This is a genomic window from Pseudomonas sp. Ps21-P2 (assembly GCF_039672565.1).
In the GTDB taxonomy this organism is placed as follows: domain Bacteria; phylum Pseudomonadota; class Gammaproteobacteria; order Pseudomonadales; family Pseudomonadaceae; genus Aquipseudomonas.
The window spans coordinates 47,454-63,582 of sequence record NZ_JBDFPL010000013.1 but is presented as its reverse complement, the minus strand read 5'-3'; the positions used below and the strand labels follow the sequence as shown (position 1 = coordinate 63,582).

General features: G+C 57.7%; 13 protein-coding genes. 7 read left to right on the top strand and 6 right to left on the bottom strand.

Features of this window, described 5'->3' with window-relative positions; all coding sequences use genetic code 11:
• Positions 1-12: 12 nt before the first annotated feature.
• The gene (trkA, locus tag ABEH28_RS25545; RefSeq protein ID WP_172610176.1) at positions 13-1,386 is read left to right on the top strand and encodes a Trk system potassium transporter TrkA; all 1,374 of its coding nucleotides are present in this window, start codon (positions 13-15) and stop codon (positions 1,384-1,386) included.
• A 4-nt stretch (positions 1,387-1,390) separates the two neighbouring features.
• Here the strand turns inward: trkA and ABEH28_RS25540 are convergent, their stop codons facing one another.
• Together ABEH28_RS25540 and ABEH28_RS25535 are read right to left on the bottom strand one after the other, a co-directional pair.
• Positions 1,391-2,278 carry a lysophospholipid acyltransferase gene (locus ABEH28_RS25540; protein WP_282365452.1) on the bottom strand — a complete coding sequence of 296 codons (888 nt, stop codon included), beginning with the start codon at positions 2,276-2,278 and terminating at the stop codon, positions 1,391-1,393.
• Positions 2,279-2,317: 39 nt separating this feature from the next.
• Positions 2,318-2,890, bottom strand: coding sequence for a DNA-3-methyladenine glycosylase I (locus ABEH28_RS25535; RefSeq protein WP_192174401.1), 573 nt, complete (start codon positions 2,888-2,890; stop codon positions 2,318-2,320).
• Between the two features lie 82 nt (positions 2,891-2,972).
• On the opposite strand from ABEH28_RS25535, the gene glyQ reads away from it, so the two are divergent.
• The 4 genes from glyQ to ABEH28_RS25515 are packed head-to-tail and all read left to right on the top strand — an operon-like array spanning position 2,973 to position 7,368.
• Positions 2,973-3,920, top strand: a complete 948-nt coding sequence (gene glyQ / locus ABEH28_RS25530; RefSeq protein WP_065988033.1) for a glycine--tRNA ligase subunit alpha — start codon at positions 2,973-2,975, stop codon at positions 3,918-3,920.
• Positions 3,917-5,971 carry a glycine--tRNA ligase subunit beta gene (gene glyS, locus ABEH28_RS25525; protein WP_282365450.1) on the top strand — a complete coding sequence of 685 codons (2,055 nt, stop codon included), beginning with the start codon at positions 3,917-3,919 and terminating at the stop codon, positions 5,969-5,971. The genes glyQ and glyS overlap by 4 nt, the downstream gene beginning before the upstream one ends.
• The gene (gene gmhB, locus ABEH28_RS25520; protein ID WP_346631438.1) at positions 5,968-6,540 is read left to right on the top strand and encodes a D-glycero-beta-D-manno-heptose 1,7-bisphosphate 7-phosphatase; all 573 of its coding nucleotides are present in this window, start codon (positions 5,968-5,970) and stop codon (positions 6,538-6,540) included. The genes glyS and gmhB overlap by 4 nt, the downstream gene beginning before the upstream one ends.
• Before the next feature lie 57 nt (positions 6,541-6,597).
• Positions 6,598-7,368, top strand: a complete 771-nt coding sequence (locus ABEH28_RS25515) for a lysophospholipid acyltransferase family protein (protein WP_346631418.1) — start codon at positions 6,598-6,600, stop codon at positions 7,366-7,368.
• Positions 7,369-7,550: 182 nt separating this feature from the next.
• On the opposite strand, the gene ABEH28_RS25510 is transcribed toward ABEH28_RS25515, so the two are convergent.
• Positions 7,551-8,738, bottom strand: a complete 1,188-nt coding sequence (locus ABEH28_RS25510) for an MFS transporter (RefSeq protein ID WP_197984121.1) — start codon at positions 8,736-8,738, stop codon at positions 7,551-7,553.
• Positions 8,739-9,052: 314 nt separating this feature from the next.
• On the opposite strand from ABEH28_RS25510, the gene ABEH28_RS25505 reads away from it, so the two are divergent.
• The gene (locus ABEH28_RS25505) at positions 9,053-10,195 is read left to right on the top strand and encodes an acyltransferase (protein ID WP_346631417.1); all 1,143 of its coding nucleotides are present in this window, start codon (positions 9,053-9,055) and stop codon (positions 10,193-10,195) included.
• A 61-nt stretch (positions 10,196-10,256) separates the two neighbouring features.
• Complete coding sequence (locus ABEH28_RS25500; protein WP_346631416.1) at positions 10,257-11,405, top strand: acyltransferase; 1,149 nt, start codon at positions 10,257-10,259, stop codon at positions 11,403-11,405.
• Between the two features lie 65 nt (positions 11,406-11,470).
• Here ABEH28_RS25500 and gyrB read toward each other — a convergent pair whose 3' ends face one another.
• Genes gyrB through dnaN form a run of 3 tightly spaced genes read right to left on the bottom strand, consistent with a single transcriptional unit; the run spans position 11,471 to position 16,113 of the window.
• A complete protein-coding gene (gene gyrB, locus ABEH28_RS25495) occupies positions 11,471-13,888 on the bottom strand; it encodes a DNA topoisomerase (ATP-hydrolyzing) subunit B (protein ID WP_282365446.1) in 2,418 nt (805 codons plus the stop codon).
• 4 nt (positions 13,889-13,892) lie between these two features.
• The gene (gene recF, locus ABEH28_RS25490; protein WP_192174393.1) at positions 13,893-14,996 is read right to left on the bottom strand and encodes a DNA replication/repair protein RecF; all 1,104 of its coding nucleotides are present in this window, start codon (positions 14,994-14,996) and stop codon (positions 13,893-13,895) included.
• 13 nt (positions 14,997-15,009) lie between these two features.
• Positions 15,010-16,113 (bottom strand): DNA polymerase III subunit beta, encoded by a 1,104-nt coding sequence (dnaN, locus tag ABEH28_RS25485; RefSeq protein WP_192174392.1) that lies wholly within the window; start codon positions 16,111-16,113, stop codon positions 15,010-15,012.
• Positions 16,114-16,129: the final 16 nt, after the last annotated feature.

Here is a 16,129-nt window from a genome sequence, read left to right as displayed (position 1 = left end):
AGGAGAGACTGATTGAAGATCATCATTCTCGGCGCAGGGCAGGTCGGCGGTACGCTGGCCGAGCACCTGGCCAGCGAAGCCAACGACATCACCGTCGTGGACACCGATCAGGATCGTCTGCGAGCGTTGGGTGATCGCCTCGATATCCGCACCGTTCACGGTCGCGGCTCATTTCCAACCGTGCTGCGTCAGGCCGGCGCCGACGACGCCGACATGCTGGTGGCCGTCACCAGCAGCGACGAGACCAACATGGTGGCCTGCCAGGTCGCGTACACGCTGTTCCAGACCCCGACCAAGATTGCCCGTGTTCGCGAGTCGGCGTACCTGACCCGCTCAGGCCTGTTCGCCAACGGCGCCATTCCCGTGGACGTGCTGATCAGCCCTGAGCAAGTGGTCACCCATTACATCAAGCGGCTCATCGAATACCCCAGCGCGCTGCAAGTCATCGACTTCGCCGGCGGCAAGGTGCAGATGGTGGCGGTCAAGGCGTACTACGGCGGCCCTCTGGTGGGGCAGCAGCTGCGTCAACTGCGCACGCACATGCCCAATGTCGAGACTCGCGTCGCGGCTATTTTCCGTCGCGACCGTCCGATCATTCCTCAGGGCGATACGGTTATCGAGGCTGACGACGAGGTCTTTTTCATCGCTGCCAAAGCGGATATTCGCGCCGTTATGGGCGAGATGCGTCGTCTGGATGTGAGCTACAAGCGCATCGTGATTGCCGGCGGCGGGCAGATCGGCGAGCGGCTGGCGGAGGCCATCGAGAACCGCTATCAGGTCAAGATCATCGAGATGAATCCCGCCCGATGCCGTCACCTCTCTGACACGCTCAACAACACGGTGATCCTGCAAGGCAGCTCTTCCGATCGCGACCTTCTCGTGGAAGAGAACATCGATAACGCCGACCTGTTTCTGGCGCTGACCAACGACGACGAGGCGAACATCATGTCGTCGTTGCTGGCCAAACGTCTCGGTGCAAAGAAGGTGATGACGATCATCAACAACCCGGCCTATGTCGACCTGGTGCAAGGGGGAGAGATAGATGTCGCGGTCAGTCCTCAGCTCGCCACCATTGGTACGCTGCTGGCGCACGTGCGGCGCGGCGATATCGTCAGCGTGCATTCATTGCGTCGGGGCGCGGCGGAAGCCATCGAAATCGTCGCCCATGGCGATGCCAAATCCAGCAAGGTGATCGGCAAAGCCATCATGCACATCAACCTGCCGCCCGGCACGACCATTGGCGCTATCACCCGCGCCGATCAGGTGATCATCGCCCATGACAGCACAGTGATCGAATCAGGCGATCACGTGGTCATGTTCCTTGTGGATAAAAAGTACATCCGCGACGTCGAGCGACTGTTTCAGGTGGGTTTGAGCTTTTTTTAAAAGCTCAATACCAGCGCTTCTCACCCTCGGGGCGTTTCTTGAAGCGCTTCATGGTCCACATGTATTGGCTTGGATAGGCCCGCACGTACTTCTCAACCACCTTGCTCATGGCAGCTGCCGACGTAGCGGTATCGGTGCTGTACATGTCATCCGGCGCGGCTTCGAGTACGACTTTGTAACCAGAGCCATCCTCCAGACGCATCGCGTGAAGAAACACGCCCACCGCTTTGCCGCCCGCCAGCATGTTCGGGACGAACTTGCTGGTCAGCGCCATCGTCCCGCAGAAGGGCACGAAGACGCCTGCTGACTCAGCGGGTTCCGGGTCCGCCGGAATGCCGACCGAGCCACCTTTGCGCACTTCCTTGATGACGCTGAGAATGCCTTCCTTGGTGGACGCTGCGACGCGGTTCCCCAACTGTACGCGCTGCTTGCGCAGCAGATCGTCCACGGCCTTGAGCTTGGGTGGCCGGTAGAAAATGATCGGTTTGCACTGGCTGCAGTAGAAGTGGTTGAGCACTTCCCAGTTGCCGAGATGGCTGGTAATACCGACGACGCCCTTCCCCGACGCCAAAGCGTCTTTCAACACCTGAAGCCCTTCGACTTCGCGAACCAGATTGATCGACTTCTGCGCCGGCCAGATCCACGCGCAGGCGCTTTCGGTCAGGGTCTTGCCGATGTCCATCAGACTGCGGCCGACCAGTGCTTCGAGTTCTTCAGGGCTAAGTTCAGGGAAGCACTTGGACAGGTTGATGCGCGCGACGTCGCGAGACCGGTTAGGCAACTTCCACATCAGCCAGCCAATGCAGGTGCCGACCCATTGCACTGCGCGCCACGGCAACAGGGCAAACAGACGCAGTGCCCCGACCATCAAGGCGCCTTTGAACTTATCCACAGATCACTCCCGAATACATGAGGCGGCCATTGTAACCATTCATGGGAGCCGATTATCCACATCACCCACCAGCTCGGCGTATCGATCGCAATCAACCGTATGGTCCATCACCATGCCGGTGGCCTGCATGTAGGCATAACAGATGGTCGGGCCGACGAAGGTGAAGCCGGCTTTCTTCAGCGCTTTGCTCATCGCTTCGGCCTCAGGCGTAATGGCCGGAACCTCGCTGCGGTCCTTGAAGTGATTGACCTTCGGCTCGCCTCCGACAAAAGACCAGACAAACGCGACCGGATCCTCGAGCCGCAACCAGGCCAGAGCGTTCTTGCGCGCGGCGTTTAGCTTGAGACGGTTGCGCACAATGCCGGGCTCCAGCATCAGGGCTTCGATTTCCGCATCGGTCATCGCGGCGATGCGCTGGACGTCGAAGCCGAACATCACTTCGCGGTAGCGCTCACGCTTTTTCAGGATGGTGATCCACGACAGCCCGGCCTGGAACCCTTCGAGCAACAGGAACTCGAACAGCATCTGCGCATCGCGCAACGGCACACCCCACTCTTGGTCGTGGTAGTCCATGTAAAGCGGATCTTCGTTGCACCAAAAGCAGCGTGGCATAGGGCTCCCAAGGGTGGAGGCGCGGCCGAATCGGGTATACTCCCGCTCTTTAAATCGCAGCCCCCCAGTACAGGTGAATTTCGTGAGCCAGCCTACGCCAGCCGTGCGTACCTTCCAAGACTTGATCCTCGCCCTCCAGCAATACTGGGCTGAGCAAGGTTGTGTGGTACTTCAGCCCTACGATATGGAAGTGGGCGCCGGCACTTTCCACACCGCTACGTTTCTGCGCGCCATCGGCCCGGAAACCTGGAACGCCGCCTACGTACAACCAAGCCGTCGTCCTACCGATGGCCGTTATGGCGAGAACCCGAATCGCCTGCAGCACTACTATCAATTCCAGGTCGTCCTCAAGCCCAACCCGGACAATTTCCAAGAGCTGTACCTCGGCTCCCTGAAGCACGTGGGCCTCGACCCGCTCGTGCACGACGTCCGCTTTGTCGAAGACAACTGGGAATCTCCGACCCTCGGCGCCTGGGGCCTGGGCTGGGAGATCTGGCTGAACGGCATGGAAGTGTCGCAATTCACCTATTTCCAACAAGTCGGCGGCATCGAGTGTTACCCGGTCACCGGCGAAATCACCTACGGCCTCGAGCGTCTGGCGATGTACCTGCAAGGCGTCGAGTCGGTCTACGACCTGGTCTGGACTGACGGCCCGTTCGGCAAAGTCACCTACGGCGATGTGTTCCATCAGAACGAAGTGGAGCAATCGACCTATAACTTCGAGCACGCCAACGTCGACAAGCTGTTCGAGCTGTTCGATTTCTATGAAAGCGAAGCCGTACGCCTGATCGAAGTCGAGCTGCCATTGCCGAGCTACGAAATGGTCCTCAAGGCCTCTCACACCTTTAACTTGCTGGATGCCCGTCGCGCGATTTCCGTGACGGCGCGTCAGCAGTACATCCTGCGCGTCCGCACCCTGGCTCGCTCCGTGGCCCAGGCGTACCTGATGGCCCGGGCCAAGCTCGGCTTCCCGATGGCCGCGCCCGATATCCGCGATGAAGTGTTGGCCAAGCTGGAGGCTGCGCAATGAGTGCTCAAGATTTTCTGGTTGAACTGGGCACTGAAGAACTGCCACCCAAAGCATTGAATACCCTGGCCGATGCGTTTATGGCTGGTATCGAAAAAGGCCTGCAGGCTGCGGGTCTGACCTACAGCGCCAAGCAGGTTTATGCCGCGCCACGTCGTCTGGCCGTGCTGATTACTCAGCTCGCCACCGAGCAGCCGGATCGCAGCGTCAATCTGGACGGCCCGCCACGCCAGGCCGCGTTTGATGCCGAGGGCAATCCGACCCAGGCTGCCTTGGGCTTCGCCAAGAAGTGCGGCGTCGACCTGAGTGAGATCGACCAGAGCGGCCCGAAGCTGCGTTACAGCCAGAGCATCCCTGGCAAGCCAACGTTGAGCCTGCTGCCGACCATCGTCGAAGATTCGCTCAACGACCTGCCGATTCCGAAGCGCATGCGCTGGGGCGCGCGCAAGGAAGAGTTCGTACGTCCGACCCAGTGGCTGGTCATGCTGTTTGGCGATCAAGTCGTCGATTGCACCCTTCTTGCCCAGACGTCCGGCCGTGAATCCCGTGGCCATCGCTTCCATCATCCGGACAGCGTGCGCATTACCTCGCCGGCCAACTACGCCAGCGACTTGCGCGCGGCCTACGTGCTCGCGGACTTCAACGAGCGTCGTCAGCTGATCAGCAAGCGCGTTGAAGAGCTCGCCACGCAACACGAAGGCACCGCCATCGTGCCGCCGGCATTGCTCGATGAAGTGACTGCGCTGGTCGAGTGGCCCGTGCCGCTGGTGTGCTCGTTCGAGGAGCGTTTCCTTGAAGTACCGCAGGAAGCCCTTATCACCACGATGCAGGACAACCAGAAGTACTTCTGCCTGCTGGATGCCGAAGGCAAGCTGCTGCCGCGCTTCATTACTGTCGCGAACATCGACAGCAAGGACCCTTCCCAGATCGTCCACGGTAACGAGAAAGTCGTTCGCCCGCGTCTGACCGACGCTGAGTTCTTCTTTAAGCAGGACAAGAAGCAGAAGCTGGAGACATTCAACCAGCGTCTGCAGAACGTGGTGTTCCAGGCGCAACTGGGCACGGTATTCGACAAAGCCGAACGTGTTTCCAAGCTCGCTGCGTTCATCGCGCCCCGCATTGGCGGCGATGCTCAGCGCGCCGCGCGTGCAGGCTTGCTCTCCAAGTGCGACCTGGCGACCGAAATGGTTGGCGAGTTTCCCGAGATGCAGGGCGTTGCAGGCTACTACTACGCCTTGGCCGACGGCGAACCCGAAGACGTCGCGCTGGCGTTGAACGAACAGTACATGCCACGTGGCGCTGGTGCTGAATTGCCGGGCACTCTGACTGGCGCCGCTGTTGCCATTGCCGACAAGCTCGACACACTCGTGGGCATCTTCGGCATCGGCATGCTGCCGACCGGTAGCAAAGACCCGTACGCGCTGCGCCGGGCCGCGCTGGGCATCCTGCGCATCCTGATCGAGAAAAAACTGGATCTGGACCTGGTCAAAACCGTGCAGTTCGCCGTCGCTCAGTTCGGTGTGAAGATCAAGCCTGCTGGTCTGCCAGAGCAGGTTCTCGAATTCATCTTCGATCGTCTGCGCGCGCGCTATGAAGACGAAGGCGTCGACGTTTCTGTCTACCTGTCGGTGCGCGCTTTGCAGCCCGCTTCGGCGCTGGACTTCGATCAACGTGTTCAGGCTGTTCAGGCCTTTCGCAAATTGCCTGAGGCTGCAGCATTGGCCGCCGTGAACAAGCGGGTTTCCAATCTGCTGAGCAAGGCAGATGGCAACATCGCCCAGACCGTCGAGCCGAAGTACTTCGATAACGCCAACGAGTTCTCGCTGTACTCGGCGATTCAGCAGGCAGATCAGGCCGTCGCGCCGATGTCCGCCAGCCGTCAGTACAACGAAGCGCTGACGCGTCTTGCGGCACTTCGCGAGCCTGTGGATGCGTTTTTCGAGGCCGTGATGGTCAACGCGGAAGATGCCAGCGTGCGGGCCAACCGTTACGCCTTGCTCGCTCGTTTGCGCAATCTGTTCCTCGGCGTCGCCGACATCTCCTTGTTGGGCTGACAGCGGAGCGCATGCCAGTGAAGTTGCTGATTCTCGATCGAGACGGGGTGATCAACCACGACTCCGACGCCTACATCAAGTCGGTGGACGAGTGGGTTCCGATTCCCGGCTCCATCGAGGCCATTGCGCAACTAAGTAAAGCCGGCTGGACGGTGGCAGTGGCCACCAACCAGTCCGGCATTGCTCGCGGTTACTACGATCTCGCCACCCTTGATGCCATGCACGCACGCTTGCGTGAACTCGTGGCGGAGGAGGGTGGTGAGATCGGACTGATTGTTTATTGCCCCCACGGCCCGGACGCCGGCTGCGATTGCCGCAAGCCAAAACCGGGCATGCTGAAGACCATTGCCCGCCATTACGCCGTCGATTTACGCGGCGTGTGGTTTGTGGGCGACAGCAAGGGTGACCTGGAGGCGGCGGTGGCCGTCGACTCACAACCTGTTCTGGTCATGACCGGTAAAGGTCAGAAGACGCGAAGCGGTGCATTGCCCGCAGGCACGTTGGTTTTCGATGATCTGGCGGCGGTTGCCGCAGAACTAATCCACAACAGCGCCCCGTTGAACGGCTAACGGCTATTCAACGGCTCGCTCAATTCGGGCAATTGCCCCGTAACGGTAAAAGCAGCTATGTCGATTGTGCAGGCCATCAGGATTTTCTTCTTTTACCTGCTGCTGGGCACTACCGCCCTGCTGTGGTGTTCGCTGAGTTTCTTTATTGCACCTTTCCTGCCGTTCCGTCTTCGTTATCGCTTCATCAATGTGTACTGGTGCCGCTGCGCCTTGTGGCTGACTCGCGTGTTCCTCAACATCAAGGTCAATGTTACCGGCCAGGAAAACATTCCCGAGACGCCGTGCGTGATCGTCTCCAATCACCAGAGCACGTGGGAAACGTTTTTTCTCTCGGCCCACTTTCAACCGTTGAGCCAAGTGCTCAAGCGGGAGTTGTTGTACGTGCCTTTCTTCGGCTGGGCGATGGCGATGCTGCGTCCCATCGCCATTGATCGCAATAACCCCAAAGCGGCGCTGAAGGTCGTGGCGAAGAAAGGCGATGAGTTGCTCAAAGATCGCGTCTGGGTGCTGATCTTCCCAGAAGGCACACGCGTGCCGTACGGCCAGATCGGAAAGTTCTCGCGCAGCGGATCGGCACTGGCTGTTAACGCGGACCTACCCGTCCTGCCCATCTCCCACAATGCCGGCCGCTATTGGCCTAAAGAGGGCTGGGGTAAAAAGCCGGGGACCATCGAAGTCGTGATTGGCAAACCGATGTACGCAGAGGGCACTGGCCCTCGCGCAATCGCTGCGCTGAACGATCGCGTCTCGGCCTGGAACGAGCAAACCCAGCGTAATTTGGGATCGCCCGCAATGCCTGCGCCTGCGCCCGAGAAATCACCGGTGTGAATTGTGGATAACCTGTGCACGAATAAGTAGAAATTCGAGAAATTCACTTCTAACTCATTAATTTTAATGCTTATTTCTTCGAGCGCTTAAAACGCCAATACGTGCATAAGTTTTTTCTCATCGTCTGCCGACGACCTGAAAAGACCGGTCTTGAGCCTGTGCGGCCGAGACCGATCTGTGGATCAAGCCGCTCTGGCCGGCGCTGATATCCGCAGATTGCAGAGCGCTCCTAGACCCACCAGCACAATCCCTCCACACGCCGCTGCGACAAATCCCATGGCAGGGGACACACTGTCGATCGCGAATCCCACAATCGGCGCGGACAATGTTTGGCCTATTCGATACGCCGAATCGTGCAGCCCCATTACTTCACCTCTCACGCTGGAAGGCGCTAGCTTGGCGACGGCTTCAGAACCTGCGGCCAGCGTCGGTGTGCACAACAGATTGGTGGGCAGCAGCGCGAGCATCAGCCACCACCAGACGTCATCAAAGAAAACCACGGGCAGCAGCAGGAGACTCATTGCCAAGGCGAGTTTCATCTGCGACCACGACCGGTGGACAATTCCGTGAACGTATCCGCCCACAATGGACGCGATGGACATGGCGGCGATGACATACCCAGTGAAGGCAAGCTGGTCACTGGCGCGCAGCACAGCGATCAGTGCCAGCTCGGTGCCGTAGAGCACGAACAACGCACCCGCACTGACAAACATCACGGCCAGCAGACGGCCGCTCATCCAGGTGCGAAGTTTGGGCCGCACGCGATCAGGATTTGCAGCGACTTCGTCAACGTTGCGCGTCGGCCAGTTCAACACATAGAGCACGACATAGGAGAGCGCCCGCCAGAGGCCGATGCCCGCCAGCGTGGCCGTCGCCGAATACGTGGTGATGAGCAAAATGCCGCTCGCCGGCCCGATGACGAATGAGAGTTCCATAAGCATCATGTTGAGAGAATACGCAGGCCGGCGCTGATCCTCCGGCACCAGACTGGCGATGAACTGCCTGGCGAGCGAGCCCGTTGGCACGGTAAAGAGACCGGCAACAAAAGCCAGAAAGACGTAGAGCCAGTAACTCACCATCGGCAGCAACACCCAGGCGAGGGTCGACAGTGTCCCGCACACGGCCACCACCGGACGCAGGCCATGACGGTCAATCATTCGGCCGAGGAGGGGAGAGCCCACCGCAAACCCGAGGGCGGTCGCTGTCCCCACCACGCCCGCATCAAAATAACTACCGCCCATTTCGTTGAGTACATGCAGGCTGAGCGTTAGCCCCATGATGGTCAGCGGCAAACCCGCAACGAACATGAACAATGTCGCGGGCAGCACTCGTGGGATGGCCAGCACTCTCTGGTATTTGCGAATCGACATATAACTGAGGCTCCTTGGTCTTACATCTGTCCTGATGCAACGGGTCATTCGACGGGTTCTTTAAGTTTTTGCCGCTGTCATCGCCCAATCGAGGCGCAGTGACACTGTCCTGCCCAACAAAAACTATCGTTCGAGTTTCAGGGCCAAATTATTGGCTGACAGGGCATGCAGGTAATCCGCGTCCCGATTAGGGATGCCAATTAGACGCGCGCCACGCCCAGTGTATCGTTCAGGCTCAACACCATTTCCAACCCTCGCGATATCGCGCGTCTCCGACAGCGTGAGCGTCACAGCGGTGAATGGATCGAACCGACATGACCCTGATCGCGCGCGGAGGCAGTATGAATACGTTGGGTAACCTGGCGTCCAGACGAAACAACAACTTCAACCTGATCAGAATGCTTGCCGCCACTGCGGTACTGATCTCCCACAGTTACCCTCTCGCACTCGGCCATGATGCGGTCGAGCCGCTCTCGGACTGGATTGGCCTTTCCCTCGGGGAACTGGCAGTAATCACATTCTTCTGCGTCTCCGGCTTTTTTATCTCGCTTAGCCGTGATCGTGCCGGCAGTACGGTGGATTTCTTCACTGCTCGGTTTCTGCGCATCTACCCTGGTCTGACACTCGTGCTGCTGCTCAGCGCGTTTCTGATCGGGCCGTTGTTTACGACACTGAGTGCGTCGGAATATTTCCGGTCAGGTGAAACATACGGTTATCTGACCCACAATTTGACGCTCTTCAGCATGAAATTCCAGCTCCCGGGCGTGTTCGAGAATACCCCTTGGCCCGGCATCAATGGGTCACTGTGGACGCTCTTCTATGAGGTCGCTCTCTACATTCTGGTCGGCGCGCTTGGCGCATTAGCCTTTTTCAGCGAAGGGCGTAAGTTCGCCGGCTTTCTACTGTGTTACGCGGCGCTGTACGTCGCCTTCAAATGCTTGATGTTGAGCAGCGCTCTGCTCAATGACTTCCACCGTGCCGAGTTTTTCTTCAGGTGGAGTTTACCGTTTGTGCTGGGCATGTCCTTCTATCGATATCGTCATCACATCGCGCATCGATTTATCGGCTTTCTGCCTTTTGCCGTACTAGCCGCCTGCACATGGCGCACGCCGTATTTCTTCGAGTGCTTTACCGTGGCGTGGACGTATCTGATTTTCTACCTCGGGTTTGCAACCCACCCCGTGGTCGACCGTTACAACCAGCTGGGTGATTACTCGTACGGCGTTTATATCTATGCCTTCCCGATTCAGGAAATCCTCGCCCACCTGCTCAAAGGTATCGGCCCCGCCAGCATGATGCTGCTCGCGTTCCCGCTTGCGTTAGTGGCAGCGGTCTTCTCCTGGCATTTCATCGAGAAGCCAGCTATGGCCTGGCGCCGTGGGCTGACTACGGTTCTGGGTAGTGGAATGGACACCTTGAAAACCCGCTGGGAAAGGACCGGGAAGCGCACTGCATAACGACCTGCGTACCGAAAGAACCGATTAACGCATCCAGTATCGATTCAACAGGGAGTTGGGGATGAAGAGGTTTCAAGTGCTGGACGGCTTTAGGGGCATCTGCGCGCTCAGCGTTGCGGTCTATCACATCCACATTCCACAGAGCTTCGGCGAGTGGGCGTTCTTCAGGAATGCTCATTACCTGGTGAGCTTTTTCTTTGTCCTGAGCGGATTCGTCATGGTCCACACCTACGGACAGCGGCTCGCAACGACGGACCAGTTCAGGCAGTTCTTTATCACCCGCACCTTCCGACTGTACCCCCTGCACGTCTTTGTGCTCGTGCTCGCCATCGCATTGGAGGTGGTGAAGCTGGCCGCAGAGCATGCTGGCATAGCGTTCAATCAGCCGAGCTTCACCGGACAGCGCGCGCCCCGGGAAATCATCCCCAACCTGCTTCTGTTGCAATCGTGGTGGCCGGGATTCAATCCGCAGTCATTCAACTTTCCGGCGTGGAGCATCAGTGTCGAGTACTACATCTACATGATCTTCGCGGGGATACTCTTGTGTACGCCACGCCTTGCCACGCTGATATTTCTGATGATTTCGTTGGTAGCTGTGGTCTGTTTGTCCTTGGGACTTGGCTCTCTGGTGGAGCCCGCATTGCAGGGACTGTCCTGTTTCTTTGCAGGGGTGATGACCTATCACCTCTATCAGGTTATCCACACCAAGAGCATTTCGCGCTGGCTGCACACTGGCCTGGAAGTAGTCGGGATTTGCCTCACAGTGAGTGTGCTGGTGAGCAACATCGATCACAAACAGATCGGTCTGATGCTGGTGTTCTGCGCGGTCATGTTGATTTTCTCCTTCGAGGGAGGGGTGATCTCGACCTTGCTGAAAGCTCGCCCGTTCGAGAAGCTGGGCGTGCTGTCCTACTCGATCTACATGACCCATGCGATGGTACTGTTCGCTTTCACCCTGGCCATGCTTCTTTTAGGAAAAGTCGTCGGCCACACCTTTGTCACTTACGCTGCTGCGGCGCCAGGCCCGACGCTTTCATTCAATAACGCAATGGCCGATAACTTCCTGCTGCTTGGCCTGTTAATCATCATCGTGGGCATCTCTGCGGTCAGCTACCCACTCATTGAACAGCGCGGTATCGAATGGGGCAAACGCTTGAGCAGGAGAGGGCGGGGCCGATCGCCGATTAGTCCAGTCAAGACCGTGAGCTGAAACTCTAGACAAGAAAAGCCCCAATCGATTCGCATCGTTGGGGCTGTTTTGATAGCGGGTGAACCTTAGAAATCCAGGTTCGACACCGCCAGTGCGTTGGCTTCAATGAAGTCGCGGCGTGGTTCTACTGCATCACCCATCAGGGTGTTGAAGATCTGATCAGCGCCGATGGCGTCTTCGATCGTCACCTTAAGCATACGTCGCACGCTCGGATCCATCGTGGTTTCCCACAACTGATCAGGGTTCATCTCACCAAGACCCTTATAGCGCTGGATGGTGTGACGCTTGGTGCTCTCTGCCATTAGCCAGGCCAGCGCTTCCTTGAACTCGGTGACCGCTTTCTTGCGCTCGCCACGTTGCACGTAAGCGCCTTCTTCCAGCAGCGTGCTGATCTGCGCACCCAGCGCAGTGACTGTTTTGTAGTCATTGCTACCAAAGAAATCGCGGTTGAACGTCACGTAGTTGGACAGACCATGGGAGATCAGTTCGACCTCTGGCAGCCACACGTTACGCTCGCGGTCTTCACGCAAGCTGGCCTTGTAGACCAGGCCGGATTTCTCACCCACACGCAAACGTTCATCGAACTTCGCCAGCCACTCTTGCATAGCGGCATGATCCGACAACTGCTCCATTGGTACAGCCGGCAGGTAGACGAAGTGCTCGGTCAGCTCTTGCGGGTACAGGCGGGACAGACGTTTCAAGGTCTTCATGACCATACGGAAATCGTGAACCAGTTTCTCCAGTGCTGCACCGGAAATGCCAGGGGCTGATTCGTTCAGGTGCAGGCTCGCATCTTCAAGGGCCGACTGGGTCATGTACTCTTCCATGGCCTCGTCGTCTTTGATGTACTGCTCTTGCTTGCCTTTCTTCACCTTGTACAGCGGCGGCTGGGCAATGTAGATGTAGCCACGCTCAACCAGTTCCGGCAATTGACGGAAGAAGAAGGTCAGCAACAGGGTACGGATGTGCGAACCGTCGACGTCGGCATCGGTCATGATGATGATGTTGTGGTAGCGCAGCTTCTCGATGTTGTATTCGTCACGGCCGATACCGCAGCCCAGTGCCGTGATCAACGTGCCCACTTCCTGGGACGAGATCATCTTGTCGAAGCGCGCCTTTTCCACGTTCAGGATCTTGCCCTTGAGTGGCAGGATGGCCTGAGTCTTACGGTTCCGTCCCTGCTTGGCGGAGCCGCCAGCAGAGTCACCTTCCACGAGATAGAGTTCGGAAAGGGCAGGGTCCTTTTCCTGGCAGTCAGCCAGTTTGCCGGGCAGGCCTGCAATATCCAGCGCACCTTTGCGGCGAGTCATCTCACGGGCTTTACGCGCAGCTTCACGAGCACGTGCTGCGTCGATCATCTTGCCGACGACGGCTTTCGCTTCGTTCGGGTTCTCGAGCAAGAAATCAGAGAAGTATTTGCCCATCTCCTGTTCAACCGCGGTCTTCACTTCCGAAGACACCAGCTTGTCTTTCGTCTGCGAGCTGAACTTTGGATCAGGGACTTTGACGGAGATAATCGCCGTCAGGCCTTCACGCGCATCGTCGCCGGTGGTGGCGACTTTGTGCTTCTTCGCCAGACCTTCCTGCTCGATGTAGTTGTTCAGGTTACGCGTCAGGGCAGAACGGAAACCCACGAGGTGGGTACCGCCGTCGCGCTGCGGAATGTTGTTGGTGAAGCACAGCAGGTTTTCGTTGAAGCTGTCATTCCACTGCAGAGCAATCTCTACGCCGATGCCGTCTTCACGCTGGATGTTGAAGTGAAAGACCTGGTTCACCGGCGTCTTGTTGGTGTTCAGGTATTCAACGAATGCCCGCAGACCACCTTCATATTTGAACAGCTCTTCCTTGCCGCTACGCTCGTCTTTAAGGACGATACCCACGCCGGAGTTCAGGAAAGACAGCTCACGAATCCGCTTGGCCAGAATGTCCCAGCTGAAGTGAATGTTCTTGAAGGTTTCAGAGGAGGGCTTGAAGTGGATCTCTGTTCCCGTGGTGTCACTTTCGCCAACGATTTGCATCGGTTCTTGTGGAACACCGTGTACGTAGGTCTGTTCCCAGACTTTTCCACTACGGCGAACGGTGAGATTCAAAACCTCGGACAGCGCGTTGACGACTGACACGCCCACACCGTGCAGACCGCCAGATACCTTGTAGGAGTTATCGTCAAACTTACCGCCGGCGTGCAACACAGTCATGATGACTTCGGCAGCGGACACGCCTTCTTCTTTGTGCACATCAACCGGAATGCCACGACCGTTGTCGCGAACAGTGATCGACTCATCCGGGTGAATGATGATGCTGATATCGTCACAGTGACCGGCCAACGCCTCGTCGATCGAGTTGTCCACAACCTCGAACACCATATGGTGCAGGCCGCTGCCGTCGTCTGTGTCGCCGATATACATACCAGGACGTTTGCGTACGGCATCGAGCCCTTTCAGCACTTTAATACTGGTCGAGTCGTACGTTTGGTTTTCGCTCATGCCTTCACTCCCGGTGGTCGTGGGTCTGGGTGATATTGCCGTGTTCCACGTGGAACAAAGCAACTGGCGTTTCCGTCTGCCAGCCTTCCCTCAACAATTCATGATCTACGCAGGTGATGAATACCTGGCAGCGTAATTCTTCCAACAGGCGACATAGCGCACTGCGGTGATTCTCATCGAGCTCTGATGGCAGATCGTCGACGAGGTAAATACATTGGCCACGACGGGCCGTACTGACTAAATGTCCCTGAGCAATGCGGAGGGCGCAGACCACGAGTTTCTGTTGCCCGCGAGAAAGAATGTCCGCCGCGTTGTGACCGCCGAGTCGCAGCCGTAAATCTGCGCGTTGAGGCCCTGCCTGGGTGTGACCCATCTGCTGATCACGGTAGAGGGACGATGCGAGTACGTCACTCAGGTTTTTTTCCTTGTCCCATCCTCGATAGTAACTAAGCGTCAGCCCATCGATCTGAACAAGCTCACTCAGGGTTTGCTCGAACACCGGCTTCAGCGCCTTGATATAGGCGCGCCGAAACTCGTCAATTTCATCGCTCGCAAGGCACAGCTCACGGTCCCATGCGGCCTGTGAAGCGGCGTCAAGTGTACCATGGCGAAGCCACGAGTTCCGCTGCCTGAGGGCCTTCTGAAGCCGCTGCCAAGTCGACATAAAACGAGGTTCCACGTGGAACACTCCCCAATCCAGAAACTGACGCCGGATCTTGGGAGCACCTTCAAGCAGCCGGAAGCTGTCGGGATTGATCAGCTGCAGTGGCAACGTCTCGGCGAGTTGCGCGGCACTTTTCGCATTCTGACCATCGATGCGAATCTGAAAATCCCCCTGACGGTCACGTGAGACGCCAAGACTACTGTGGCCACCTTCAGCGAGTTCAACCTGGCCAAAGACCGTGCATGCAGGTTGTTCGTATTGAATGACCGGTTGCAGCCGAACGCTGCGGAAGGAGCGCGCCAAACCGAGTAGATAGATGGCTTCCAGGACACTGGTTTTCCCACTGCCGTTAGCGCCGTACAAGATGTTAATGCGGGGAGAAGGGGAGAAGGTCACCGGGTGCAGATTGCGCACCCCGGTGACCGAGACGCGGCTAAGAGACATTAATCAACTGCTGTTACAGACGCATCGGCATAACGACATAGGCCGAGTCGTCATTGCCGGACTCCTGCACCAAGGCGCTGCTGTTCGAATCCGATAGAATCAGACGGACTTGCTCTGTGGTCATGACACCCAATACGTCGAGCAGATAGCTAACGTTGAATCCGATCTCGAGTGAGCTGCCGTTGTAGTCGACGCTGATTTCTTCCTCGGCTTCTTCCTGCTCCGGGTTGTTCGCTTGAATCTTCAGCTGACCGTTCGCCAACTGAAGGCGGATACCCCGATACTTCTCGTTAGAGAGAATCGCGGTCCGGCTGAACGCCTCGCGCAGCGCCTGACGATCGCCTACAACCAGCTTGTCGCCGCCCTTGGGCAAGACTCGCTCATAGTCAGGGAATTTACCGTCAACCAGTTTCGATGTGAACGTGAATTCACCGGTGGTCGCACGAATATGATGCTGACCTAGCACGATACTGACCAGACCATCTTGCTCGGTCAGCAGTCGTGCCAGTTCAAGGATGCCCTTACGCGGGACGATCACCTGGTGACGGTCAGCCTGCTCGATCTCTGCAGCCATGGAACACATCGCCAGACGGTGACCATCAGTTGCGACCGCGCGGAGAATGCCAGACTGGACCTCAAGCAGCATGCCGTTTAGATAGTAGCGTACGTCCTGCTGAGCCATGGCAAAGCTGGTGCGCTCGATCAACCGGCGCAGTTTGCTTTGAACAAGGCTGAACGTAAGCGAACCCGGGCCTTCCTCGACGGTTGGGAAGTCGTTGGCAGGCAGGGTGGACAGCGTGAAGCGACTACGGCCTGCTTTAACGATCAGCTTCTGCTCATCGAGCTTGATGTCGATAAGGGCGTCATTGGGAATGCTTTTGCAGATGTCCATCAGCTTGCGCGCAGGAACGGTGATTTCGCCCGGCTCTGCAGGTTCTTCCAGATGGACGCGGCCGACCAGCTCGACTTCCAGGTCAGTACCCGTCAAAGACAACTGCTGGCCCTCTACGACCAGGAGCACGTTTGACAGAACCGGCAAGGTCTGACGGCGTTCGACAACGCCCGCGACCAGTTGCAGGGGTTTCAACAGGGCTTCGCGTTGAATGGTGAAATGCATGGTCTAGTCCCTTGCC

Excerpts from the sequence above, each read along its gene's own strand:
- ABEH28_RS25505 (WP_346631417.1), top strand. The coding sequence starts at position 9,053 with ATGACCCTGATCGCGCGCGGAGGCAGTATGAATACGTTGGGTAACCTG.
- recF (WP_192174393.1), bottom strand. The coding sequence starts at position 14,996 with ATGTCTCTTAGCCGCGTCTCGGTCACCGGGGTGCGCAATCTGCACCCG.
- gyrB (WP_282365446.1), bottom strand. The coding sequence starts at position 13,888 with ATGAGCGAAAACCAAACGTACGACTCGACCAGTATTAAAGTGCTGAAA.
- ABEH28_RS25535 (WP_192174401.1), bottom strand. The coding sequence starts at position 2,890 with ATGCCACGCTGCTTTTGGTGCAACGAAGATCCGCTTTACATGGACTAC.
- ABEH28_RS25515 (WP_346631418.1), top strand. The coding sequence starts at position 6,598 with ATGTCGATTGTGCAGGCCATCAGGATTTTCTTCTTTTACCTGCTGCTG.
- ABEH28_RS25500 (WP_346631416.1), top strand. The coding sequence starts at position 10,257 with ATGAAGAGGTTTCAAGTGCTGGACGGCTTTAGGGGCATCTGCGCGCTC.
- dnaN (WP_192174392.1), bottom strand. The coding sequence starts at position 16,113 with ATGCATTTCACCATTCAACGCGAAGCCCTGTTGAAACCCCTGCAACTG.
- ABEH28_RS25510 (WP_197984121.1), bottom strand. The coding sequence starts at position 8,738 with ATGTCGATTCGCAAATACCAGAGAGTGCTGGCCATCCCACGAGTGCTG.
- glyS (WP_282365450.1), top strand. The coding sequence starts at position 3,917 with ATGAGTGCTCAAGATTTTCTGGTTGAACTGGGCACTGAAGAACTGCCA.